Source organism: Methylobrevis albus (assembly GCF_015904235.1).
Taxonomy (GTDB): Bacteria; Pseudomonadota; Alphaproteobacteria; order Rhizobiales; family Pleomorphomonadaceae; genus Methylobrevis_A; species Methylobrevis_A albus.
The window spans coordinates 66033-86385 of record NZ_JADZLT010000040.1 but is presented as its reverse complement, the minus strand read 5'-3'; the positions used below and the strand labels follow the sequence as shown (position 1 = coordinate 86385).

Sequence of the window (20353 nt, the reverse complement as noted above, 5' to 3'; positions counted from 1 at the left end):
CCGAATTCGGGAGTGCCCCCCGGCTCTCCCTCGTTCGGTCCCGATCACCGTCAGTAGTTGACGGCGATCGGCTGCTCCCCGTCGTTGTCGAAGCGCGGCGTGACGCCGAGCATCGGAGCGACGCGGCTGATGATGGCGCCCGCCATCTGGGCGGTGTTGACGCCGGCGGTCGCCCCCATCCCCGGCTTCTCCGGCTCCGGCTCGTCGAGCACCACGAGGACGAGGTACTCGGGATCCTCGATCGGGAAAGCGGCGATGAACGCGTTGCGGCGCTTGTTCGATGAATAGCGGCCGTTGACGACCTTCTCGGCGGTGCCGGTCTTGCCGCCGACCCGGTAGCCGGGCACGTCGGCGCGCTTGCCGGACCCCTTCGTCACGTTGAGCCGCATCAGGTAGCGCATTTCCTTCGAGGTCTGCTCGGAGAGCACCCGCTTGCCGATCGACTGCGCCTCCGCCTCGCTGCGCGGGAAGAAGGTCGGCGGCAGCAGGTAGCCGCCGTTCATGATCGCCGCGGCGGCGACCGCGGTCGCGAGCGGCGTCACCGAGATACCGTGGCCGAACGACACGGTGATGCCGACGAGATCGGACCAGCGCCGCGGCAGGATCGGCAGCGCCACCTCCGGCAGTTCGGTCGGGACCTTGTCCATCAGGCCGATGCGCTTCAGGAACTCCTGCTGGCCCTTGAGGCCGACCTTCAGCGCCTGGCGCGCCGTGCCGATGTTCGACGAGTAGATGAAGATCTCCGGCACGGTCAGCACCCGGTGCTTGCCGTGGAAGTCGTTGATCGTGAAGCCGCCGACGCGCAGCGCCGAGCGGGCGTCGAAGCTGTCGTTGAGCCGCACCAGCCCGGAATCGAGCGCCATCGCCGTGGTGAACAGCTTGAACGTCGAGCCCATCTCGAAGACGCCGGCCGAGGCGCGGTTGAGCCGGTTCGGGTCGAGCGCCTCGGCCGGGTTGTTGGGGTCGTAGTCCGGCACCGAGGTCATCGCGACGACCTCGCCGGTCTTGGCGTTGAGCACGATGCCCGCCGCGGCGATCGCGTGGTAGCGCTGCATGCCGGTGGCGATCTCGTGGTGCACGACGTGCTGGACGCGCAGGTCCATCGCGAGGCGGATCGGCTCGAGGTTCGGCGTCGAGGCAAAGCCGAGCGCGTGCAGGTCGCCGAGCCACTGGTCGTCGACGTACTTCTCGATGCCGGCGATGCCCTTGTTGTCGATGTTGACGTGGCCGGTGACGTAACCGACCGTGCGGCCGCCCGGATAGAAGCGGCGGCTCTCGCTCTCGAACTTGATGCCCGGGATGCCGAGGTTGAAGATCTGCTCCTGCTGCTCGGGCGTCACTTCGCGCTTCAGCCACAGGAAGCCGGCCTGCGACGACAGCGCGGTGCGCACCTTGTCGTTGCCGAGTTCCGGCAGCACGGAGGCGAGCATTTCCGTCGCCTCGTCCGGATCGACGACGCGGCGCGGCTCGGCATAGAGCGAGGCGGTCTTGATGTCGGTCGCCAGCACCTCGCCGTTGCGGTCGAGGATGTCGGGGCGCGAGGAGGCCGTCATACCGCGCGAGCCGAGCCCGCCGGTCGCCTCGTCGGCAACGCCGAGCAGCACGAGACGGGTGATGATCGCGCCGTAGACGAGACCGAACGCCAGCATCGCCAGCACGACCCGGCCGCTGGTGACGTCGCCGGGGCTGCGCACGCGGGCCTTGCGCGCCGGCGCGGCGGCACCAGCGGTCTTGGCGGTCCGCGGGGTCTTCGACAGGAAGGCGGGCAGGAGGCGCATCGTCGTTACTCCTTCCGCTTCTTGACGGAACTGGTGACGATCGCGTCGTCGGGGGCCGGCGGCCCCATGACGATCGGCTTCTCTGGAATTTCGGTGAGGTCGGCGATCTGGTTGACGTCCATCGCGGCGAGCCCGAGTTCGGGCCCGTGGCGATCGGTCAGTTCCTGCAGGCGGCCGGGCTGGGTGAGCACGCTCCAGCTCGCCTTCAGCATGCTGATGCGTTCCTGCTCGGCGACCACCTTGCGCTCGAGCGCGGCAACGCGCTCGGCCGCGGCTTCCGCCTCGTACTTCATGTCGTAGACGGCGGCTGCACCCAGCGCCATCAGGAAGACGAGCAGCACGTTGACGAACCTGTTCATGACGGACTCATCCTGAGAAACGCATGCCGGCGAGGTCGGGTATGCCGAGATCGGCAAGGGCGAGCGGGCGGGCGGGCGCATCCGTGCGCACGCCGAATCGCAGTCGGGCCGAGCGCGACCGCGGGTTGCGGGCGGTCTCGGCGTCGGACGCCTCGACGCCGTTGCGGCGGTCGAGCCGGAAGGTCGGCGGCGGCACCGCGACATCGGCCATGTGGCGCGAGCCCTGCGCGCTGGTCCGGCTGCGTTCGGCGAGGAAGCGCTTGACGATGCGGTCTTCGAGCGAATGGAAGGCGACAACGGCCAGCCGGCCGCCGGTGGACACCAGCCGCTCCGCCGCCGCGAGCGCGAGGCCGAGTTCCTCGAGCTCGCGGTTCACGAAGATGCGGATCGCCTGGAAGGTGCGGGTCGCCGGATGCGCCTCCGGGCCGCGCTTCGGACCGAGCACGCTTTCGATCACCGCGACGAGATCGCGCGTCGTGGCGAGCGGCGCCTGCTCGCGGCGCCGGACGATCGCCCGCGAGATCTGGCCGGCGCGGCGCTCCTCGCCGAAGAGGCCAATCACCCGGGTGAGGTCGCGGCCGTCGAGGCCGTTGACCACGTCGGCGGCGCTCGGCCCGGTGCGGCTCATCCGCATGTCGAGCGGCCCGTCGAAGCGGAACGAGAAGCCGCGCTCGGCCTGGTCGAGCTGCATCGACGAAACGCCGATGTCGAGCACGACGCCGTCCACCGCATCGTGGCCCGCCCCGCGGGCGTGCTCGTCGAGGGCGCCGAATGTGCCGTGCACCAGCTTCAACCGTCCCGCGGCGCGGCGGACGAGGTCCTGGCCGGCCTCGATCGCCGTCGGGTCGCGGTCGATCGCGATCACGGTGGCGGCGCCCTGGCCGAGGACCGCCGAGGTATAGCCGCCGGCGCCGAAGGTGCCGTCGACGAAGACACCGCCCGCGATCGGTGCCAGCGCGGCGAGCACTTCGTCGAGCAGGACCGGGATGTGCGGCATGTCGTGGGGATCGGGGGCAGCCGGGGCGGCGGTCATGCGCCCTCCCCTTTCGGCGGCTCGGTGCGGCTGCCGAGCGAGCGGCGCAGCGCGGCGAGGCGGCGCGTCGCCTCCTCGCGGTGGGCGAGCCAGCGCTGCGGCTCCCAGATCTGGAACTTGTAGCCGAGGCCGACGAAGGTCACTTCGTCGGCGATGCCGGCGGCGGAGAGCAGCGATTCGGTGAGGCTGATGCGGCCCTCCGGGTCGAAGCCGAGATGCTCCGAGCTGCCGTAGAAGGCCGAGGCGAGAAAGTCGTGGTCCTCGCTGAAGGGCACGAAACGGCCGAGTTGCTTCTCGATCTCGCCGAGCAGCGCGTTGCCGCCGCAGTCGATCGCGGCCATGTCGAGCGACGGGTAGCAGTGCACGCCCTCGAAGCCGTCGCGCGTCAGCACCTGACGGAACGACGCCGGAACGGAGACCCGCCCCTTCTTGTCGATCTTCTTGGTGCAGTGCGAAACGAAGCCGCTCATTTTCCCCCGCTTCGAGCCCGCCGGATGGCGGACAGAGCCACCGCGGCGGACGCTGTGTCCGGCCCGGCGATCGGCCGGAACGACCGGCCGGATGACGCAACTGAAAGACCCCGATGCGCGCGCCGCCGAACCCTGGCCGCCCGCGCCACCCCGCCCCGTCGTCCCGGCCGCCTCGATGCGGATCGAAACGCCAACACCCGCCCGACGCCGACGAAGCATCGTCGCGCGGCGCCGGCCGCCTTGGCCGGACGAGACCCTGTTCTGGGCGGGATGATTTGGGATAACATGGGTATACATGGGCGTCAACGGAACCGGTCGGGAGCCTCATTGCTTTTCCACGGCGTTCCGACATTGAAGCACTGTTAAGATTAACAATTCCTTGGCGACGCCCGAAAACGCCGAAATCCCGCGAAATCAGCGACTTGCAAAACGCGACGCAGCCATCGTCGCCTGGCCGCGCGCGGCCTTGGTGGCGGCGGGACAGGACTGTTCCCATGTTTTCCCAAGGGACGCTGACGCAGCCTGTGGACAGGGCGGCTTTGGCTCACGCTGCGTTGCAAAAAAGCGACGCTTCGAGGCCCCTCCGAGGGCAACGGAAGGCGGCGGGGAGACGCGCCCAAGGCATTGGCCGGTGTGCAGGGCCGACCGGCTGGGGTCGCGGACCGATGAACAATGGTCGCATGCCGCGGGTCGGCGTCCGCCTTGGCAGCGCCCCGTTCGGCGCGGCAGTATGGCGCCGACGGGGTGACGAAGGGACGAGCTATGCAAGGACCGAGAGGCTTCGACGATTTTGCCGCCGGCGAGGCGGGCGTGCTCGGCAGCGTCGAGATCACGGCCGACGCGGTGATCGCCTTTGCCGAGGAGTTCGACCCGCAGCCGTTCCACCTCGACCCGGAGGCCGGCCGCGCCTCCCCGCTCGGCGGCCATGCGGCGAGCGGCTGGCACACCACGGCATTGATGATGCGGCTGATGGTCGACGGCCTGCTCGGCGCCACCCGCTCGATGGGCTCGCCCGGCGTGCGCGACCTGAAATGGCCGCGCCCGGTGCTCGTCGGCGACCGGCTCACCGGCCGCTACGAGGTGACGGCGGTGCGCCCCTCCGGCCGCCGCAGCGACCGCGGCTATGTCGACGCGGCGTTCGAGATGGTCAACCAGCGCGGCGAGCGCGTCTGCGCCTTCACCGCCACCATCATCGTCGGGAGGGGCTGACGCGATGCGCCTCGAGGACATCGAGATCGGCGACGTCGCCGTGCTCGGCACCCACACCTTCACGGAAGCGGAGATCATCCGCTTCGCGACGGCGTTCGATCCACAGCTTTTCCACACCGATCCACACGCCGCGGTGCAGAGCCACTTCGGCGCGCTCTGCGCGTCGGGCTGGCACACCTGCTGTATCTGGATGCGGCTGACGGTCGACTATTCCCGCGCCCGCGACACCCTCGCCGGCATCTCGCCGGGCCTGCGCGCCATCCGCTGGCTGAAGCCGGTCTACGCCGGCGACACCCTCGCCTATTTCAACGAGGTCAGCGCCAAGCGCATCCTGCGCAGCCGCCCCGGCTGGGGCATCATCGAAACCCGCAGCACGGCCACCAACCAGCACGGCGAGCTGGTGTTCGAGATGGAAGGCGCGGTGATGGTGCCGGCGGGGGGCTGAAGGGGGGTTGTTCGGAGTGCCAGGTCAAAGGCGCCTGACTGACCCCAAATCCTGTTGACCGAATCTGGTCATGGTCCGCGCAGGCGGACCATCCACGCGAGCCTCGAGATACTGCCTCGCAGTCGCGGAACACCCTGGATCGACTACAGACCAAGGTGTGCCCTGAACCGCCCCGTCGTGGATGGTCCGCCTGCGCGGACCATGACAAGACAGGGCGGGTCCAGCCTCAGTCCTTGGCACGTTCCACATACGACCCGTCTTCCGTCTGGATGACGATGCGGGTGCCGGTCTGGATGTGCGGCGGGACCATGGAGCGGGCGCCGTTGTTGAGAATGGCGGGCTTGTAGGACGACGTCGCGGTCTGGCCCTTCATCGCCGGCTCGGTCTCGACGACCTCGAACACCATGCGCGCCGGCAGCTCGACCGAGATCGGCAGCTCGTTGTAGCGGGCGATACGGCAGGAGACGCCTTCCTGCAGCCAGACCTTCTGGTCGCCGATCACGTCCTCGGGCACCTGGATCTGCTCGTAGCTTTCCATGTTCATGAAATGGTAGCCGTCGGCGTCCTGGTAGAGGTAGTTGAAGTCCTGGTCCTCGATGAAGGCGCGCTCGACCTGCTCGGTGGTCTTGTAGCGCTGCGTCGTCTTCACCCCGTCGGAGATCCGGCGCATGTCGATCTGGGTCGTCGGCGTGCCCTTGCCGGGGTGAAAGTTTTCCGCGGTGAGCACCACGTAGAGCTGGTTGTCCAGCTCGAGGACGTTGCCCTTGCGGACCTGGCTGGCGATGACCTTGACCATGTCTTGCCTTCGTTTCTCTCGGAACCTATGCGATGGGGCCGCCCGAACGGCCTGGCCCCGGCCCGTCGCGGGGCCGGTTTCGCGCCATCTCCTGACACTTTCGCCGCCGCAAGGGAAGACTTTTCATGATCGATGCCTCGCCCTGGTGGTCGAAACACGTCCACGCCGACCGCCGTCCGTTCCTCGAGGCGCGCGGCCGGATCCGCCGCGCGGTGCGCGACTGGTTCGAGGCGCGCGGCTTCACCGAGACCGAATGCGCTGCGCTGCAGGTCTCGCCCGGCAACGAGGCGCACCTGCACGGCTTTGCGACGAACCTCACCGGGCCGGATGCCACGGTGGTGCCGATGCACCTCCACACCTCGCCGGAGTTCGCGATGAAGAAGCTGCTCGCCGCCGGCGAGCGCCGCATCTTCGATTTCGCCCGCGTGTTCCGCAACCGCGAGTGCGGCCCGCTGCACCACCCCGAATTCACGCTGCTCGAATGGTACCGCGCCGATGAGCCCTATGAAGTGCTGATGGATGACTGCGCGGCGTTGCTCGCCGTCGCCGCCCATGCCGCCGGCACCACCATCCTCCTCCACCGCCGCCGCAGCGCCGATCCGTTCGCGGTGCCGGAACGGCTGACGGTCGCGGACGCCTTCACCCGTTTCGCCGGCATCGACCTGCTCGCGACCCTCGCCCCGGACCCGCGCGCGGACCCCGACCGCGACCACCTCGCCCGCCTCGCCGCCGCCTCCGGCTACCGCGTCGCGGGCGACGACAGCTGGACCGACATCTACAGCCGCATCCTCGTCGAGAGCATCGAGCCCAACCTCGGCCACGACCGCGCGACGCTGCTCTACGAGTATCCGGTCTGCGAGGCGGCGCTGTCGCGTCCCACCGCGCACGACCCCCGCGTCGCCGAGCGCTTCGAGCTCTATGCCTGCGGCGTCGAGCTCGCCAACGCCTTCGGCGAGCTCACCGACCCGGCCGAGCAGCGCCGCCGCTTCGAGATCGAGATGGACGAGAAGGCCCGCGTCTACGGCGAGCGCTATCCGCTCGACGAGGAGTTCCTCGCCGCCCTCGGCGCGATGCCGGCGGCCTCGGGCATCGCGCTCGGCTTCGACCGGCTGGTGATGCTGGCGACGGGCGCGGCGCGGATCGACCAGGTCGTCTGGACGCCGGTCGCCGGATGACGTGAAATCGGACTTTCGCCGCGGCCGGTGGTGGTGCGCGGCGCCGATTCGGGAGCCCTTGCGATGGATGCCGACAAGCCCGCCGTCGTGATCACCTACTGCCGCCAGTGCAACTGGCTGCTGCGCTCGGCCTGGCTGGCGCAGGAACTGCTCTCGACCTTTTCCGAGGAACTCGGCAGCGTGACGCTGGTCCCCGGCACCGGCGGCAACTTCGCCATCACGCTCGGTGGCGAGGAAATCTGGGAACGCAAGCGCGACGGCGGCTTCCCCGACGCCGCCGCCCTCAAGCGCCGGGTGAGGGACAAGATCGACCCCGACCGCGACCTCGGCCACGTCGACCACAAGGAAGGGCGGGCGGCGAAGGGGTAGGATTTTGCCGCGGGCCGTCGTGTGGCCTCCCCCCTCCCGTGCTTCGCACCTCCCCCGCTTCGCAGGAGAGGGGACGCAAGAGGATGGCGCGCCGTCCCCATGTTCGCCGCGGTTCGGCGCAACCTTCATTAGGCGAAAGTCCTCTCGCCCATCGTCCCCTCTCCTGCGAAGCGGGGGAGGTGCGAAGCACGGGAGGGGGGAAGCGCTACGGCACGGCCGCGGCGAAGCAAGGCAGCAGGACGGCCGTCCTCACCGCACCGCCGCGATCAGTTCCGCCGTCGGCCAGCCGTCGGCCGGCAGGCCGACCTGCTGCTGCACGGCGCGGACGGCGGCGCGGGTCTGGGCGCCGATCACGCCGTCGGGCTTGCCGACGTCGTAGCCCATCGCCGCGAGCTTGGTCTGCAATGCCTTGACGTCGGCGGCGGCGAGCCCCGTCGCCGACCCGCGCCGCACCGGCGGCGCGCCAGCGAGGCGGGTCGCGTAGTAGGCGGCGGTGGTCGAATAGACCAGCGACTTGTTCCACTCGAGATAGACGTCGAAATTCGGATAGGCGAGGAAGGCCGGGCCGCTGCGGCCCATCGGCAGGATCAGCGACACCGGCGTCTCGTCGGCCGGCAGCGGGCCGGCGGCGTTGGCAACGCCGGCGGCGGCGAACAGCGAGCGCGGCCGCTTCAGCGTCACGTCGGCTTCCTCCCAGGGGAAGGACGCCGGCACGCTGACCTCTTCGAGCCACGGCTGACCGCGCTGCCAGCCGAGGTGCGCGATGTAGTTCGCCGACGAGGCGAGCGCGTCGGCGCTGCTCTCGATCATGTCGACGCGGCCGTCGCCGTCGAAATCGACGCCGTATTCGATGTATTTCGAGGCGAGGAACTGGGTCTGGCCGAGCTCGCCGGCCCAGGGGCCGCGCATCTCGTCGAGGCGCAGGTCGCCGCGGCCGAGCAGCTTCAGCGCGGCGAGCAACTCGCCGCGGAACATCTCCGGACGGCGACAGTCGTGCGCCAGCGTCGCGAGCGAGGTCAGCGTCGGCAGGTCGCCGAGATTGCCGCCGAAGTCGGTCTCGAGACCCCAGAAGGCGACCAGCACCGGCCCGGGCACGCCGAAGCGCTGCTCGATCTCGGTGAACATCGCCCGGTGCTTCTGCAACTGGCTGGCGCCGACGCTGAGGCGGTTCTTGTTGACCATGCGGTCGGAGAATTCGAGGAAGCTCTGCGCGAACACGCCCTGGCCGCGGTCGCGCTTGACGACGCCGGGGTCGAAGCGGACCGTCGAGAGCGAACGGTCGACCGTATCCATCGGCACGCCGGCGGCGAGCGCCTCGCCGCGGAACTCCATCAGGAAGTCGGTGAACGTCTCGGCCTTGCCACACGTGGCGAACGCCGCCTGCGGCACGGCGACGGCGGCGAGCAGCCCGAGGGCGAGGCTACGGACGAGCTTTCCGGGGCGGCATGCGGTGAGGGTCTCGGTCATCGGCGGCCTCGAAGGCTGGAGGGGGAGCGGCCCGCGCTATGTGCGCTGCGGCAAAACGGCTGTCCCCTCCGGTTTCCCGGCCGAACATGGCTGCAAGAGGGCGAAAACCCGAGATTGCGGCCGTCCGTGGCATTCCGGCAACGCCCCCGGCGAACGGTGGCGCGCCCCGCCTGCCGCTTCCGCTTCAGTGCCCTTCGAACGAGACGAGGGTCCGCACCGGCACGTCGAGGGCGCGCAGCTTGTCCGCCCCGCCGAGGTCCGGCAGGTCGATGATGAAGCAGGCGGCGACCACCGTGCCGCCGAGACTGCGGATCAGTTCCACCGCCGCGGCCGCGGTGCCGCCCGTCGCGACGAGGTCGTCGACGAGGATCACCTGCTCGCCGGGGGCGATCGCATCGCGGTGCACCTCGATCGCGTCGGTGCCGTATTCGAGCGCGTAGGTGACGCTGATCGTCTCGTGCGGCAGCTTGCCGGTCTTGCGGATCGGCACGAAGCCGGCCGAAAGCTGGTGCGCCACCGCGCCGCCGACGATGAAGCCGCGCGCCTCGATCCCCGCCACCTTGTCGATCTTCGAGCCGGCCCACGGCTGCACCAGCTCGTCCACCGCGCGGCGAAACGCGCGCGGCGCGCCAAGCAGGGTGGTGATGTCACGAAACAGGATGCCGGGCTTCGGGTAGTCGGGGATCGTGCGGATCGAATCGACGAGGTTCATGGGGTCTGGAAATCCGGATCTCGGGAAAGGTTCAGCGCTTGAGCACGCGGCCGGCGACGGCGTCGAGCTTGGCGAGCAGCGCCGGGTCGCGCGCGTCCGGCGCCGTGATGATGGCGTATTCGAGCGCCGTGTCGGAGCCGATCGGGCAGCGCGGATGCTCGCGCGGAATGGTCCGGGCGAGCGCCGCGACGAGCCGCTGGGCGTTGTCGCGGTTCTCGCCGAGGACGCGCAGGATGGCGGTGATGTCGACGGCGCCGTGGTCGGGGTGCCAGCTGTCGTAGTCGGTGACCATGGCGACGCTGGCGTAGCAGATCTCCGCCTCGCGGGCGAGCTTGGCCTCCGGCATGTTGGTCATGCCGATCACGTCGCAGCCCCAGCTGCGGTAGAGCCGGCTCTCGGCCAGCATCGAGAACTGCGGCCCCTCCATCGCGAGATAGGTGCCGCCGCGGTGGTGGCGGATGCCTTCCGCCTTCGCCGCGGCCTCGACCGCGTCGACCAGCAGCGGGCTGACCGGATCGGCCAGCGAGACATGCGCGACGCAGCCGGTGCCGAAGAAGCTCTTTTCGCGGGCAAAGGTGCGGTCGATGAACTGGTCGACCAGCACGAAGGTGCCCGGCGACAGCTCCTCCTTCAGCGAGCCGACCGCCGACACCGAGACGAGATCGGTAACGCCGAGCCGCTTCATCGCGTCGATGTTGGCGCGGAAATCGATATCGGACGGGGCGATGCGGTGGCCGCGGCCGTGCCGCGGCAGGAAGCAGATCTTGAGCCCGTCGAGCCGGCCGACCCGGACCTCGTCCGACGGCGTGCCCCACGGGCTTGCCACCGCCGTCCAGGCCGCATCCTCGAGACCCGGCAGGTCGTAGATCCCCGACCCGCCGATCACACCCAGCACCGTCTCGGTCATGCCCGCCCTCGCCCCCACCCAGCTCACGGCCGGCAGTCAAGCACAGCTCGCGGAGCGCGGAAAGCGCGCTCTTCGGCACTGCGGCAAAAGAAAAGGCCCCGGCGCTGGCGCGGCGGGGCCTGTTCGTCGTCGAACCGGGCGAGGCGCGATCAGTGCGCCTTGGACCAGATCTTCTTCTTGGTCGCGTAGAGCAGGCCCGCGAACACGATCAGGAAGATGATGACCCGGAAGCCCATCTGCTTGCGCTCGACGAGGTGCGGCTCGGCCGCCCACATCAGGAACGCCGACACGTCGCGCGAATACTGCTCGACCGTCTGCGGCGAGCCGTCGGTATACTCGACCTGGTCGTCGGACATCGGCGGCGGCATCTTCAGCGACTGACCGGCGATGAAGTACGGATTGTAGTAGGTGCCCTCGGCGACCTCGACGCCTTCCGGCGGCTCCTGGTAGCCGGTCAGCAGCGCGTGAAGGTAGTCGGCACCCTGCTCCTGATAGGGCAGGAACATGTCGAAGATGAACCACGGCAGGCCGCGCTCGACGGCGCGGGCCTTGGCGATCAGCGACAGGTCCGGCGGCGCCGCGCCGCCGTTCGATGCCGCCGCGGCGACCTCGTTGGCGTAGGGCGACGGGAAGTGGTCCTTCGGCTCGCCGGCCCGCTCGAACATGTCGCCGTTCTCGTCGGGATCGGCGTTCATCACCTGGTATTCGGCGGCGATGGTGCGGACCTGGCCCTCTTCGAAGCGCGGGCCGCTTTCCTGCCCCAGCGTGCGGAAGGCGACGCGGGTCAGGCCGTGGCAGGCCGAACAGACCTCGCGGTAGACCTTGAGGCCGCGCTGCAGCTGGCCGGGATCATAGGTCCCGAACGGCCCCGCGAAGCTCCAGGTCATCCGCTCGGGCTTGATGAGCGGATAGTGCGGCGTGGCGTGCTCGCCTTCCTCGGCGGCGTGGGCGGCTCCGGCGGCAAGGCCGAAACCGATCACGGCGGCGACGGCGACGCGGGCGATCGTGCTCTTCATCATGGTGCCTTTCGTCATCCGTCTCATGTCAACCGCGCGTTTCGGGCGCGGCGGCGGCCCCTGCCGGGTGTCCGGCGCCACCGTGCTTCTTCAGCACGGAGTCGGCGATGGACGTCGGCAGCGGCTTCGGCGTCTCGATGAAGCCGAGCAGCGGCAGGATGACGAGGAAGTGGACAAAGTAGTAGATCGTCAGCAGCTGCGAGGCGATGACGTAGCCGCCTTCCGCCGGGCGCGAGCCGAGCCAGCCGAGCGTGACCGCGACCGCCGCGAAGATCCAGAAGAAGATCTTGTAGAGCGGACGGTAGGTCGCCGAGCGAACCTTCGACGTGTCGAGCCAGGGCAGGAACACCAGCACCGCGATCGCCGAGAACATGGCGATGACGCCGCCGAGCTTGTCCGGCACGGCGCGCAGGATCGCGTAGAACGGCAGGAAGTACCACTCCGGCACGATGTGCGCCGGCGTCACCAGCGGGTTGGCCGGAATGTAGTTGTCTGCGTGCCCGAGGAAGTTCGGCTGGTAGAACAGGAACCACGAGAAGAACAGCAGGAAGACCACGATGGCGAAGGAGTCCTTCACCGTCGCGTAGGGCGTGAACGGCACCGTGTCCTTCTCGGACTTGACGTCGATGCCGGTCGGATTGTTCTGGCCGACGACGTGCAGCGCCCAGATGTGCAGGACGACGACGCCCGCGATCATGAACGGCAGCAGGTAGTGCAGCGAGAAGAAGCGGTTGAGCGTCGGATTGTCGACCGCGAAGCCGCCCCAGAGCCAGGTCACGATCGGCTCGCCGACGTAGGGCAGCGCCGAGAAGAGGTTCGTGATCACGGTGGCGCCCCAGAAGCTCATCTGGCCCCACGGCAGCACGTAGCCCATGAAGGCGGTCGCCATCATCAAGAGGAAGATGATCACGCCGAGGATCCAGAGCACTTCGCGGGGTTCCTTGTAGGACCCGTAGTAGAGACCGCGGAAGATGTGGATGTAGACGGCGATGAAGAACATCGACGCGCCGTTGGCGTGCATGTAGCGGATCAGCCAGCCGTAGTTCACGTCGCGCATGATGTGCTCGACGGACGAGAAGGCGAGCGCCGTGTTCGGCGTGTAGTGCATCGCCAGCACGACGCCGGTGACGATCTGGACCACCAGCATGAAGGTCAGGATGCCGCCGAAGGTCCACAGATAGTTGAGGTTACGCGGCGTCGGGTAGGAAACGGCGGTGTCGTGCAGCAGCCGGACGATCGGCAGGCGCCGCTCCAGCCACTTTTCGGCGCCCGTCTTGGGTTCGTAGGTCGAATGCCCGGACATGTCGATGATTCTCCTCGCCTGCCCCGGTCAACCGATCTTCAGCTTCGTGTCGGACACGAAGGAGAAGGTCGGGATGTGAAGATTCTCAGGGGCCGGCCCGATGCGGATGCGGCCGGCGGTGTCGTAGTGCGAACCATGGCAGGGGCAGAACCAGCCGCCGAAGTCGCCCTGCTGGCCGAGCGGGATGCAGCCGAGGTGGGTGCAGACGCCGACCATGACGAGGAAGTTCTCCTTGTCCGGGGCGGAGCGGTTGAGGTCCGAGGCATCGGCGCCGTCCGCGAGGTTGGCGTTGCGCGCCAGCGGATCCTTGAGATCGCCGAGCGGCACGCTCTTGGCGGCCTCGATCTCGGCGGCCGTCCGGTTGCGGATGAACACCGGTTTGCCGCGCCATTTCGCGGTGATCGACTGGCCCTCGGCGATCGCCGAGATATCGACCTCGATCGAGGCCAGCGCGAGCGTGGACGCATCGGGGTTCATCTGGTTGATGAACGGCCAGATGACGCCTGCGGCGCCGACGGCCCCGAGCGCGCCGGTCGCGAGCACCAGGATGTCGCGGCGGGTGGGTTCAACCGTATCGGGTGACGCAGCCAATTTTGGCTCCTTTCGAAACTTCTCTTCGCGTCCGCGGCCGCGCTTCGCGGGAAGCGCGACGGACCGTCCCGTGCCGTCGTCCGGCGGGGCCGCGAGAAGCCGGGAACGGCTGTGCAGCACGCCGCGCGCGAGCGGGCCGCGACGAGCGGCCCCTCGGCGGGACAGCGTTTATTTGCACCGTTTTTAGAGCTTGTCCAGAGAGCTAGGCGCTCCGTCGGGAACGATGCGCATGCACATTAGGCGAACATGCTGCATTGCGGCAACGGCGGCACGAAACGAAACCCGTGCCGCACGCCCGCGGTTCACTCGGCCGCTTCGGCCTCCTCGGCCGGTTCCGTGACGAAACCGCCGGTCTGCCGCTTCCAGAGCCGGGCATAGAGCCCGCCCGCCGCCACGAGCTCGGCATGGGTGCCGGTCTCGACGATGCGGCCGGCATCCATGATCACCAGCCGGTCCATCTGCGCGATCGTCGACAGCCGATGCGCGATCGCGATCACGGTCTTGCCGGCCATCAGGTTGGCGAGCTGCTCCTGGATCGCCGCCTCGGCCTCCGAATCGAGCGCCGAGGTCGCCTCGTCGAGCACGAGGATCGGCGCGTTCTTCAGGAGGACGCGCGCGATCGCGACGCGCTGGCGCTGGCCGCCCGACAGCTTCACGCCGCGCTCGCCGGTATAGGCGTCGTAGCCGCGCCGGCCGCGCGAATCGGCGAGGTCGGGGATGAACGCGCCCGCCTGCGCCAGTTCGGCGGCCGCGACCATCTCCTCGTCGGTCGCCTCGGGCCGGCCGTACTTGATGTTGGCGCGGATCGACCGGTGCAGCAGCGAGGTATCCTGGGTGACGACGGCGATCGCCGCGCGCAGGCTCTCCTGCTCGACCTTCGAGATGTCCTGGCCGTCGATCAGGATGCGGCCGCCCTCGAGGTCGTAGAAGCGCAGCAGCAGGCTGACGAGGGTCGACTTGCCGGCGCCCGACGGGCCGACGAGGCCGATCTTCTCGCCCGGCTTCACGACGAGCGAGACGTCCTCGACCGCGCCCTTCTCGCGCCCGTAGTGGAAGCGGACGTTCTCGAAGCGGATCTCGCGCGGCCCCGGCTGCAGCGGCGCGGCGTCCGGCACGTCGACCACCTCGTGCCCCGCCGCGATCGTCTGCACGCCGTCCTGCACCGTGCCGACGTTCTCGAAGATGCCGGTGATCTCCCACATGATCCAGCCGGACATGTTGACGACGCGGATGACGAGGCCGGCGACCAGCGCGATGGCGCCGACGCTGATCGCCCCGACGCTCCAGAGCGACACGGCCGTCGCCCCGATCGCGAACAGCAGCAGGCTGTTGAGGATGCCGACGGTGATCGTCATCGTCGAGATCGCCCGCATCTGGCCGTGATAGACGGCGGTATGCTCGGCGAGCGCGTCGCGGGCGTAGCGGTCCTCGCGGTCGGTGTGGGCGAACAGCTTCACCGTCTGCATGTTGGTGTAGCTGTCGACGATGCGCCCCGAGAGCAGCGAGCGCGCCTCCGACATCTCTGCCGACTTCCGGGCGACCCGCGGCACGAAGTAGGTCAGCGCCACGATGTAGAGCGCGACCCAGACGAGCAGCGGCAGCGCGAGGCGGATGTCGGCCTCGAAGAACAGGAACATCGCGCTGATCGTGTAGACCATCACGAACCAGACCGCGTCGGCCGCCTCGGTGAGCGAACCGCGCAGCGCCGGCCCGGTCTGCACGACGCGGCTGGCGACCCGGCCGGCGAAGTCGTTGGCGAAGAAGCCGATCGACTGGCGCAGCACCCAGCGATGGTTCTGCCAGCGCACGAGGTTGGTGAAGCCCGGCGCGATCGCCTGGTGGCGGATGAGGTCGTGCAGTATCGAGGCGAGCGGGCGCGCGACGACGACCACCGCCGCCATCCACAGGAAGTCGCGGCCGTGATCGGTCCAGAGCGTTTCGGGCGAGGTATCGCGCAGGAGATCGACGATCTCGCCGACGTAGCGGAACAGCGTCACCTCGATCAGCGCCACGGCGAGGCCGCTCGCCATCAGCACGAGATAGATCGGCCAGACCTGGCGCAGGAACGACCAGTAGAACGCCAGCACGCCGGACGGCGGCTTCCTTGCCTCATAGGGCTTGAACGGGTCGATGATCTTTTCGAAGAAGGCAAACATCGTGGCCTCACGGCTCCGTTGGCGCGGGTCGGCCGCGGGCGGCGACGACCGGAGGGACTGGACACAGCGCGGCGATGGCACCGGCCGAGCGGATCGGCGGCGGCGCATCTTGTCCGCGAGAGCCACGGGCGTGGCTCCCTCCCCTGCCGGACCGGCCACGACGGCTGAGGTAGCGCGCGGAAGGCAACGGTCCACCGCCCGGCCGAAGCGGGCGGTCGTCGCGGCACCTCGTTGTCGGCCGGGTGCCTTGTCGAATCATCGCGCGGCGGCGCGGGCGGTCAGCCGCACTCGACGCGAACGATGGTCTGCCCCTCGCCGGTGACGAGATTGAGGCGATCGCCGTTGTAATCCTCCGGCTTGATCTCGTTCGGCTTGACCACGCGCACGGCATTCGCGCCGGATTTCTGCTGCGCTTCCAGCACGGTGCTCTGCGAGGTGCGCTTGCCGACCACGGAACTCGCCGGACCGGCGCTGCACCGGCCGGACGGCCGGGCGGCGGCAGGTGGCGCACCCGCCCCGGTTCCGGCCCCGCTTCCGGCCCCGGCACCCGGCGCGTCGCGACCGGGCAGCGGCTGGACGGGAGACTGCTGGCCCGGCGGCGGGCTGCCCGCGCCCGGCCGCTGCCGGTCGTCGCGGCGGTTCGGATCACTCGGCCCGCCGGCCGGCGGATAGGCATCCTGCGGCAGACGCGTCGCCGGCGGATACGCCCCGCCGCCCGGATAGCCTGAAGCCGGCGGCGGATAGGCGCCACCGCGCGGGTAGCCCGCGGCCGGCGGCTGCGCGCGGTAGTCGCCCGGCGCCGGCGGCCGGCCGCGGTAATCCTCGCGGCGGTCGTAGACGGGCGGATAGGTGCCGGGCGCATAGACCGGCGGATAGCCGGGGCGCTGGTAGATCGGGGCGCCCTGGCCATAGCCGGGTCCGCCGCCGGGCGGCGCGTAGACGGGGGGCTGATAAACCGGCGGCGGATAGCGCGGAGCGGACGGACCGCCGTAGACGGGCGCTTCGGGCACCGGCTGCGGCGGCGGATAGGGATAGGGGCCGTCGCCGGGATAGCCGCTCGGCGCGCTGACACAGCCGGCGAGCAGGACGGCGAGCAGCGAGAAGACGACCGGTCGCCGGAAGGGTGCGGACCGCGGATACGCATGCGGGCCAGTCTGCGAAACCATCGATGGACCTCCGGGACGCGGACGCGGCATGGCACACAGCCATCGCACGCTCCGCTCTGCAACGGCGGGCCGCCTGCGCTGTTCCACGGAACGTGCCGGTCGGCCCTGTCGTTGTCCAGAACTTCTCGATGATCGAACAATGTGGCGCGGCGAAGATGGCCGGTCGGCGCCGGCAGGGCGGCTTGCCGCCGCGTTCGCCCTTTACGCCGGCCGCGCGCCGCGCGAGAACGCGGGCGATGATCGCCCTCGCCCTCTACCAGCCCGACATTCCCCAGAACGCCGGCACGCTGCTGCGCCTCGGCGCCTGCCTCGGCGTGCCGGTGCACGTGATCGAGCCGGCCGGCTTCGATCTCTCCGACCGGGCGCTGCGCCGCTCCGGCCTCGACTACCTCACCCACGCCGATCTCGTCCGCCATCTCGACTGGGCCACCTTCACGAGCTGGATCGCGGCGGACGGCCGCCGCCTGGTGCTGGCGACGACGCGGGCGGGACTCGCCCACGTCGAGGCGCGCTTTGCGCCGGGCGACGTGCTGCTGCTCGGCCGGGAAAGCGCCGGCGTGCCGGACGCGGTCCACGCGGCGGCGGCGCTCGCCGTCACCATTCCGATGCGGCCGGGGATGCGCTCGCTCAACGTCGCGGTCGCCGGGGCGATGATCCTCGGCGAGGCGCTGCGCCAGACCGGCGGCTTCCCGGCGGCGTAGGCCGTGCGCCGCCGCGGTCATTCCACCATCCCCTCACCCTCGTCGAGGGCACGCCAGAGGCCGAAGTCGGCGACCACGCCGAGACGCCGGATCAGGGCCGGCGGATCGATCCCGGCGGCGCGGTGCAAGGTTGCGACCGCGACCCGCGCGCCGGCGAGCGCCGCCCCGTCGCGCCATCCGGCGATCGTCTCCAGCACAAAGCCGCCGTCCGGCGCCTCGCGCTCCAGCACCAGGTTGACGAGGCAGCCGTCGAGGCCGCCGAGCAGCCGGTGCGTCCGCTGCACCACGCTGAGCAGCTCCGCCCGCGCCGCCGCGGGCCCCGAGAAGCGATCGACGCGGAAGATGGCGCCCGACCGGTCGGCGGGATTGGCCTCGGCGGGGCCGGCGGCGGCGATGAGAGCGGCGAGCGACATGGAAGAAGCCTCCTCGAAAGGCCCGTTGCACGGGAGAGGCTTCGATTGATAAAACCTCGAGCAAGGTTGAGGTCAAGCGGTGTTTCACGGCGACTTGCCGTTGCCTGGATCGGTGATCGCAGCCGCCGCACCGGAGCCTCTGCGCATGCCCGACCCATCGCCGCCCGCCCGTTTCCTCTCCGTCGGCGAGGTCGCCCGCCGCAGCGGTGTCGCGGTCTCGGCGCTGCATTTCTATGAGGCCGAGGGGCTGATCTCGAGCCTGCGCAGCGCCGGCAACCAGCGCCGTTTTCCGCGCGGCGTTCTGCGGCGCATCGCGGTGATCAAGGTCGCCCAGCGCGCCGGCCTGCCGATCCGCCGCATCCGGGCGGCGCTCGCCGAACTCCCCGGCGACCGTGCGCCGACGGCCGACGACTGGCGGCGGATGTCGACCGCCTGGCGCGCCGACCTCGACGCAAGGATCCTGGAGCTCACCCGCCTGCGCGACCAGCTCGACGGCTGCATCGGCTGCGGCTGCCTGTCGCTCGCCGACTGCCCGCTGCGCAACCCCGGCGACCGGCTGCAGGCGGGCGGCAGCGGGCCGCGACTGATCCTCGCCGAGCCGGCCGACCCGGCCTGACGCGCCGCCGCGCTTCGACAAGCCGCCGCCGACGCGCTATGACCGCCGCAACCTGAAAACGGCAGTGGAGCACGCCCTTGTCCGACCCCCACGACCGCGCCGGCGCGCCGCGCCCGCTGCCTGCCGACCTCGCGGCGAAGCAGGCGGTGGCGCCGGCCTGGTTCGCCGAATTGCGCGACAGCATCTGCAAATCGTTCGAGGATCTCGAGGACGCGCTCGCCACCGGCCCGCAGGCGGGTCTCCCGGCCGGCCGCTTCCAGCGCAAGCCCTGGACGCGGACCGGCCACGACGGCACCCCCGGTGGCGGCGGCGTGATGTCGATGATGAAGGGGCGGGTGTTCGAAAAGGTCGGCGTGCACGTCTCGACCGTGTTCGGCGAGTTCGCGCCCGAGTTCCGTGGCCAGATCCCCGGCGCGGCGGAGGATCCGCGCTTCTGGGCCAGCGGCATCTCGCTGATCGCCCACCCGTGGAACCCGAACGTGCCGACCGTGCACATGAACACGCGCATGGTGGTGACGACGCGGCAGTGGTTCGGCGGCGGCGCGGACCTCACCCCGGTGCTCGACCGGCGCCGCACCCAGGACGACCCCGACACCATCGCCTTCCACGCCGCGATGGAACGCGCCTGCACGGCGCACGGCGTGGCCGACTACCCGCGCTACAAGGCGTGGTGCGAGGAGTACTTCTTCCTCAAGCACCGCGGCGAGATGCGCGGCGTCGGCGGCATCTTCTACGACTATCTGAATTCGGGAGACTGGGACGCCGACTTCGCGTTCACGCAGGACGTCGGCCGCGCCTTCCTCGACGTCTACCCGCGGATCGTCGCCGCCAACATGGCGACCGCCTCGAGCGAGGCCGACCGCGAGGAGCAGCTGGTGCGCCGCGGCCGCTACGTCGAGTTCAACCTGCTCTACGATCGCGGCACGATCTTCGGCCTGCGCACCGGCGGCAACATCGAATCGATTCTCTCCTCGATGCCGCCGCTGGCGAAGTGGCCCTGACGCTCGAGGCGCATGCGCCTCGCGCGTCAGGGCCTCATCGTTGAGGGGTTCAGCCGCAGCGCACGTTTACGATGCGCCCGCGGCGGTCGAGCTCGATGTTGAGCCGGTCGTCGCGGAAGTCCTGCGTGACGCCCATCCCCGGCTCGATCACCCGGACCGACCTCGCCCGCGCGCGATCCTGCGCTGCGGCAATGATCCGGTTCGAGCTGCGCTCACCGATGGCGAAGCGCGCGGCGCCGGCGTCACAGCGACCGCCGCCCGGACCCTGACCCGGCGGACGGCCGTAGCCCGGCGGGCGACCGCCCGGCGGACGCCCATACTCGGGCGGAGGCGGACGACCGAATTCGGGAGGCGGCGGGCGACCATAGCCCGGAGGGGGCGGGCGGCCATACTCGGGGGGCGGCGGACGGCCGTACTCGGGCGGCGGCGGGCGCCCGTACTCGGGCGGCGGGCCACCGTAGCCGGGCGGCGGATAGCCCCCGGTCTGGCAGCCGGCCACGAAGGCGGCGACGCCGACGGCAGCAAGGAACTTCAACGGCGACATGTCTGGTTTTTCTCCCCGTGCTCCCCGGCCGGGTTTGGCAGTCCCGCCGAGGGTTCCCGCCGCGGCGGCGCGGCCGGTGTCGGCGAGTGTGCGCACGCCAACTGAACCGAAGCTGAATGTCGTCGG

Annotated in this window: 22 protein-coding genes; 7 read left to right on the top strand and 15 right to left on the bottom strand. The window is 70.1% G+C overall.

All coding sequences use genetic code 11. The features are described 5' to 3' along the window. Window positions 1-50: 50 nt before the first annotated feature. The 4 genes from I5731_RS02515 to I5731_RS02500 are packed head-to-tail and all read right to left on the bottom strand — an operon-like array spanning window position 51 to window position 3640. Window positions 51-1778 (bottom strand): peptidoglycan D,D-transpeptidase FtsI family protein, encoded by a 1728-nt coding sequence (locus I5731_RS02515; RefSeq protein ID WP_197309787.1) that lies wholly within the window; start codon window positions 1776-1778, stop codon window positions 51-53. A gap of 5 nt (window positions 1779-1783) precedes the next feature. Next, entirely contained in the window at window positions 1784-2137 is a 354-nt protein-coding gene (ftsL, locus tag I5731_RS02510; RefSeq protein ID WP_197309786.1) for a cell division protein FtsL, read from the bottom strand. 7 nt (window positions 2138-2144) lie between these two features. Then, on the bottom strand, window positions 2145-3170 hold the full coding sequence (gene rsmH, locus I5731_RS02505) for a 16S rRNA (cytosine(1402)-N(4))-methyltransferase RsmH (protein ID WP_197309785.1): 1026 nt from the start codon (window positions 3168-3170) through the stop codon (window positions 2145-2147). Beyond that, a complete protein-coding gene (locus I5731_RS02500) occupies window positions 3167-3640 on the bottom strand; it encodes a division/cell wall cluster transcriptional repressor MraZ (RefSeq protein ID WP_197309784.1) in 474 nt (157 codons plus the stop codon). The genes rsmH and I5731_RS02500 overlap by 4 nt, the downstream gene beginning before the upstream one ends. A 762-nt stretch (window positions 3641-4402) precedes the next feature. On the opposite strand from I5731_RS02500, the gene I5731_RS02495 reads away from it, so the two are divergent. Both I5731_RS02495 and I5731_RS02490 read left to right on the top strand, forming a co-directional pair. Then, on the top strand, window positions 4403-4849 hold the full coding sequence (locus I5731_RS02495) for a MaoC family dehydratase (RefSeq protein WP_197309783.1): 447 nt from the start codon (window positions 4403-4405) through the stop codon (window positions 4847-4849). Between the two features lie 4 nt (window positions 4850-4853). Then, a complete protein-coding gene (locus tag I5731_RS02490) occupies window positions 4854-5294 on the top strand; it encodes a MaoC family dehydratase (RefSeq protein WP_197309782.1) in 441 nt (146 codons plus the stop codon). A 226-nt stretch (window positions 5295-5520) separates the two neighbouring features. Here I5731_RS02490 and efp read toward each other — a convergent pair whose 3' ends face one another. Further along, entirely contained in the window at window positions 5521-6090 is a 570-nt protein-coding gene (gene efp, locus I5731_RS02485; protein ID WP_197309781.1) for an elongation factor P, read from the bottom strand. Between the two features lie 125 nt (window positions 6091-6215). Here efp and epmA point away from each other — a divergent pair, with 125 nt between their 5' ends. After that, window positions 6216-7265, top strand: a complete 1050-nt coding sequence (gene epmA / locus I5731_RS02480) for an EF-P lysine aminoacylase EpmA (protein WP_197309780.1) — start codon at window positions 6216-6218, stop codon at window positions 7263-7265. Window positions 7266-7328: 63 nt separating this feature from the next. Continuing rightward, window positions 7329-7634 (top strand): SelT/SelW/SelH family protein, encoded by a 306-nt coding sequence (locus I5731_RS02475; protein WP_197309779.1) that lies wholly within the window; start codon window positions 7329-7331, stop codon window positions 7632-7634. A gap of 249 nt (window positions 7635-7883) precedes the next feature. Here the strand turns inward: I5731_RS02475 and I5731_RS02470 are convergent, their stop codons facing one another. The 8 genes from I5731_RS02470 to I5731_RS02435 form a co-directional block, all read right to left on the bottom strand. Beyond that, on the bottom strand, window positions 7884-9101 hold the full coding sequence (locus I5731_RS02470) for a lytic murein transglycosylase (protein ID WP_197309778.1): 1218 nt from the start codon (window positions 9099-9101) through the stop codon (window positions 7884-7886). 184 nt (window positions 9102-9285) lie between these two features. After that, window positions 9286-9813 carry an adenine phosphoribosyltransferase gene (locus I5731_RS02465; protein WP_197309777.1) on the bottom strand — a complete coding sequence of 176 codons (528 nt, stop codon included), beginning with the start codon at window positions 9811-9813 and terminating at the stop codon, window positions 9286-9288. A 31-nt stretch (window positions 9814-9844) separates the two neighbouring features. Beyond that, window positions 9845-10720, bottom strand: a complete 876-nt coding sequence (locus I5731_RS02460) for an S-methyl-5'-thioadenosine phosphorylase (protein WP_197309776.1) — start codon at window positions 10718-10720, stop codon at window positions 9845-9847. Window positions 10721-10869: 149 nt separating this feature from the next. Further along, entirely contained in the window at window positions 10870-11739 is an 870-nt protein-coding gene (locus I5731_RS02455) for a cytochrome c1 (RefSeq protein ID WP_407941809.1), read from the bottom strand. Window positions 11740-11764: 25 nt separating this feature from the next. Continuing rightward, window positions 11765-13039 (bottom strand): cytochrome b, encoded by a 1275-nt coding sequence (locus I5731_RS02450; protein ID WP_197309775.1) that lies wholly within the window; start codon window positions 13037-13039, stop codon window positions 11765-11767. A 27-nt stretch (window positions 13040-13066) separates the two neighbouring features. Then, entirely contained in the window at window positions 13067-13630 is a 564-nt protein-coding gene (gene petA, locus I5731_RS02445) for a ubiquinol-cytochrome c reductase iron-sulfur subunit (RefSeq protein WP_197309774.1), read from the bottom strand. Between the two features lie 302 nt (window positions 13631-13932). After that, a complete protein-coding gene (locus I5731_RS02440; protein WP_197309773.1) occupies window positions 13933-15786 on the bottom strand; it encodes an ABC transporter ATP-binding protein in 1854 nt (617 codons plus the stop codon). 278 nt (window positions 15787-16064) lie between these two features. Continuing rightward, window positions 16065-16952 (bottom strand): I78 family peptidase inhibitor, encoded by an 888-nt coding sequence (locus tag I5731_RS02435; protein WP_197309772.1) that lies wholly within the window; start codon window positions 16950-16952, stop codon window positions 16065-16067. A gap of 236 nt (window positions 16953-17188) precedes the next feature. Between I5731_RS02435 and I5731_RS02430 the strand changes: the two genes are divergently transcribed. Beyond that, a complete protein-coding gene (locus tag I5731_RS02430) occupies window positions 17189-17653 on the top strand; it encodes a tRNA (cytidine(34)-2'-O)-methyltransferase (protein WP_197309771.1) in 465 nt (154 codons plus the stop codon). A gap of 17 nt (window positions 17654-17670) precedes the next feature. Here I5731_RS02430 and I5731_RS02425 read toward each other — a convergent pair whose 3' ends face one another. After that, the gene (locus I5731_RS02425; protein ID WP_197309770.1) at window positions 17671-18066 is read right to left on the bottom strand and encodes an antibiotic biosynthesis monooxygenase; all 396 of its coding nucleotides are present in this window, start codon (window positions 18064-18066) and stop codon (window positions 17671-17673) included. 145 nt (window positions 18067-18211) lie between these two features. On the opposite strand from I5731_RS02425, the gene soxR reads away from it, so the two are divergent. Then, window positions 18212-18682 carry a redox-sensitive transcriptional activator SoxR gene (soxR, locus tag I5731_RS02420; RefSeq protein WP_197309769.1) on the top strand — a complete coding sequence of 157 codons (471 nt, stop codon included), beginning with the start codon at window positions 18212-18214 and terminating at the stop codon, window positions 18680-18682. Window positions 18683-18798: 116 nt separating this feature from the next. Then, a complete protein-coding gene (gene hemF, locus I5731_RS02415; protein WP_407941814.1) occupies window positions 18799-19683 on the top strand; it encodes an oxygen-dependent coproporphyrinogen oxidase in 885 nt (294 codons plus the stop codon). A 49-nt stretch (window positions 19684-19732) separates the two neighbouring features. Here the strand turns inward: hemF and I5731_RS02410 are convergent, their stop codons facing one another. Continuing rightward, window positions 19733-20227: an I78 family peptidase inhibitor gene (locus I5731_RS02410; protein ID WP_197309767.1), complete on the bottom strand. Its 495-nt coding sequence runs from the start codon at window positions 20225-20227 to the stop codon at window positions 19733-19735. Window positions 20228-20353 lie beyond the last annotated feature (126 nt).

What these genes read in the sequence shown, in the direction of transcription:
- epmA (WP_197309780.1), top strand. Translation starts at nt 6,216, where the DNA reads ATGATCGATGCCTCGCCCTGGTGGTCGAAACACGTCCACGCCGACCGC.
- I5731_RS02495 (WP_197309783.1), top strand. Translation starts at nt 4,403, where the DNA reads ATGCAAGGACCGAGAGGCTTCGACGATTTTGCCGCCGGCGAGGCGGGC.
- I5731_RS02425 (WP_197309770.1), bottom strand. Translation starts at nt 18,066, where the DNA reads ATGTCGCTCGCCGCTCTCATCGCCGCCGCCGGCCCCGCCGAGGCCAAT.
- I5731_RS02440 (WP_197309773.1), bottom strand. Translation starts at nt 15,786, where the DNA reads ATGTTTGCCTTCTTCGAAAAGATCATCGACCCGTTCAAGCCCTATGAG.
- I5731_RS02470 (WP_197309778.1), bottom strand. Translation starts at nt 9,101, where the DNA reads ATGACCGAGACCCTCACCGCATGCCGCCCCGGAAAGCTCGTCCGTAGC.
- soxR (WP_197309769.1), top strand. Translation starts at nt 18,212, where the DNA reads ATGCCCGACCCATCGCCGCCCGCCCGTTTCCTCTCCGTCGGCGAGGTC.
- I5731_RS02435 (WP_197309772.1), bottom strand. Translation starts at nt 16,952, where the DNA reads ATGGTTTCGCAGACTGGCCCGCATGCGTATCCGCGGTCCGCACCCTTC.
- I5731_RS02500 (WP_197309784.1), bottom strand. Translation starts at nt 3,640, where the DNA reads ATGAGCGGCTTCGTTTCGCACTGCACCAAGAAGATCGACAAGAAGGGG.
- efp (WP_197309781.1), bottom strand. Translation starts at nt 6,090, where the DNA reads ATGGTCAAGGTCATCGCCAGCCAGGTCCGCAAGGGCAACGTCCTCGAG.
- I5731_RS02450 (WP_197309775.1), bottom strand. Translation starts at nt 13,039, where the DNA reads ATGTCCGGGCATTCGACCTACGAACCCAAGACGGGCGCCGAAAAGTGG.
- I5731_RS02455 (WP_407941809.1), bottom strand. Translation starts at nt 11,739, where the DNA reads ATGATGAAGAGCACGATCGCCCGCGTCGCCGTCGCCGCCGTGATCGGT.
- I5731_RS02465 (WP_197309777.1), bottom strand. Translation starts at nt 9,813, where the DNA reads ATGAACCTCGTCGATTCGATCCGCACGATCCCCGACTACCCGAAGCCC.
- I5731_RS02475 (WP_197309779.1), top strand. Translation starts at nt 7,329, where the DNA reads ATGGATGCCGACAAGCCCGCCGTCGTGATCACCTACTGCCGCCAGTGC.
- I5731_RS02410 (WP_197309767.1), bottom strand. Translation starts at nt 20,227, where the DNA reads ATGTCGCCGTTGAAGTTCCTTGCTGCCGTCGGCGTCGCCGCCTTCGTG.
- I5731_RS02430 (WP_197309771.1), top strand. Translation starts at nt 17,189, where the DNA reads ATGATCGCCCTCGCCCTCTACCAGCCCGACATTCCCCAGAACGCCGGC.
- ftsL (WP_197309786.1), bottom strand. Translation starts at nt 2,137, where the DNA reads ATGAACAGGTTCGTCAACGTGCTGCTCGTCTTCCTGATGGCGCTGGGT.
- rsmH (WP_197309785.1), bottom strand. Translation starts at nt 3,170, where the DNA reads ATGACCGCCGCCCCGGCTGCCCCCGATCCCCACGACATGCCGCACATC.
- I5731_RS02515 (WP_197309787.1), bottom strand. Translation starts at nt 1,778, where the DNA reads ATGCGCCTCCTGCCCGCCTTCCTGTCGAAGACCCCGCGGACCGCCAAG.
- I5731_RS02490 (WP_197309782.1), top strand. Translation starts at nt 4,854, where the DNA reads ATGCGCCTCGAGGACATCGAGATCGGCGACGTCGCCGTGCTCGGCACC.
- I5731_RS02460 (WP_197309776.1), bottom strand. Translation starts at nt 10,720, where the DNA reads ATGACCGAGACGGTGCTGGGTGTGATCGGCGGGTCGGGGATCTACGAC.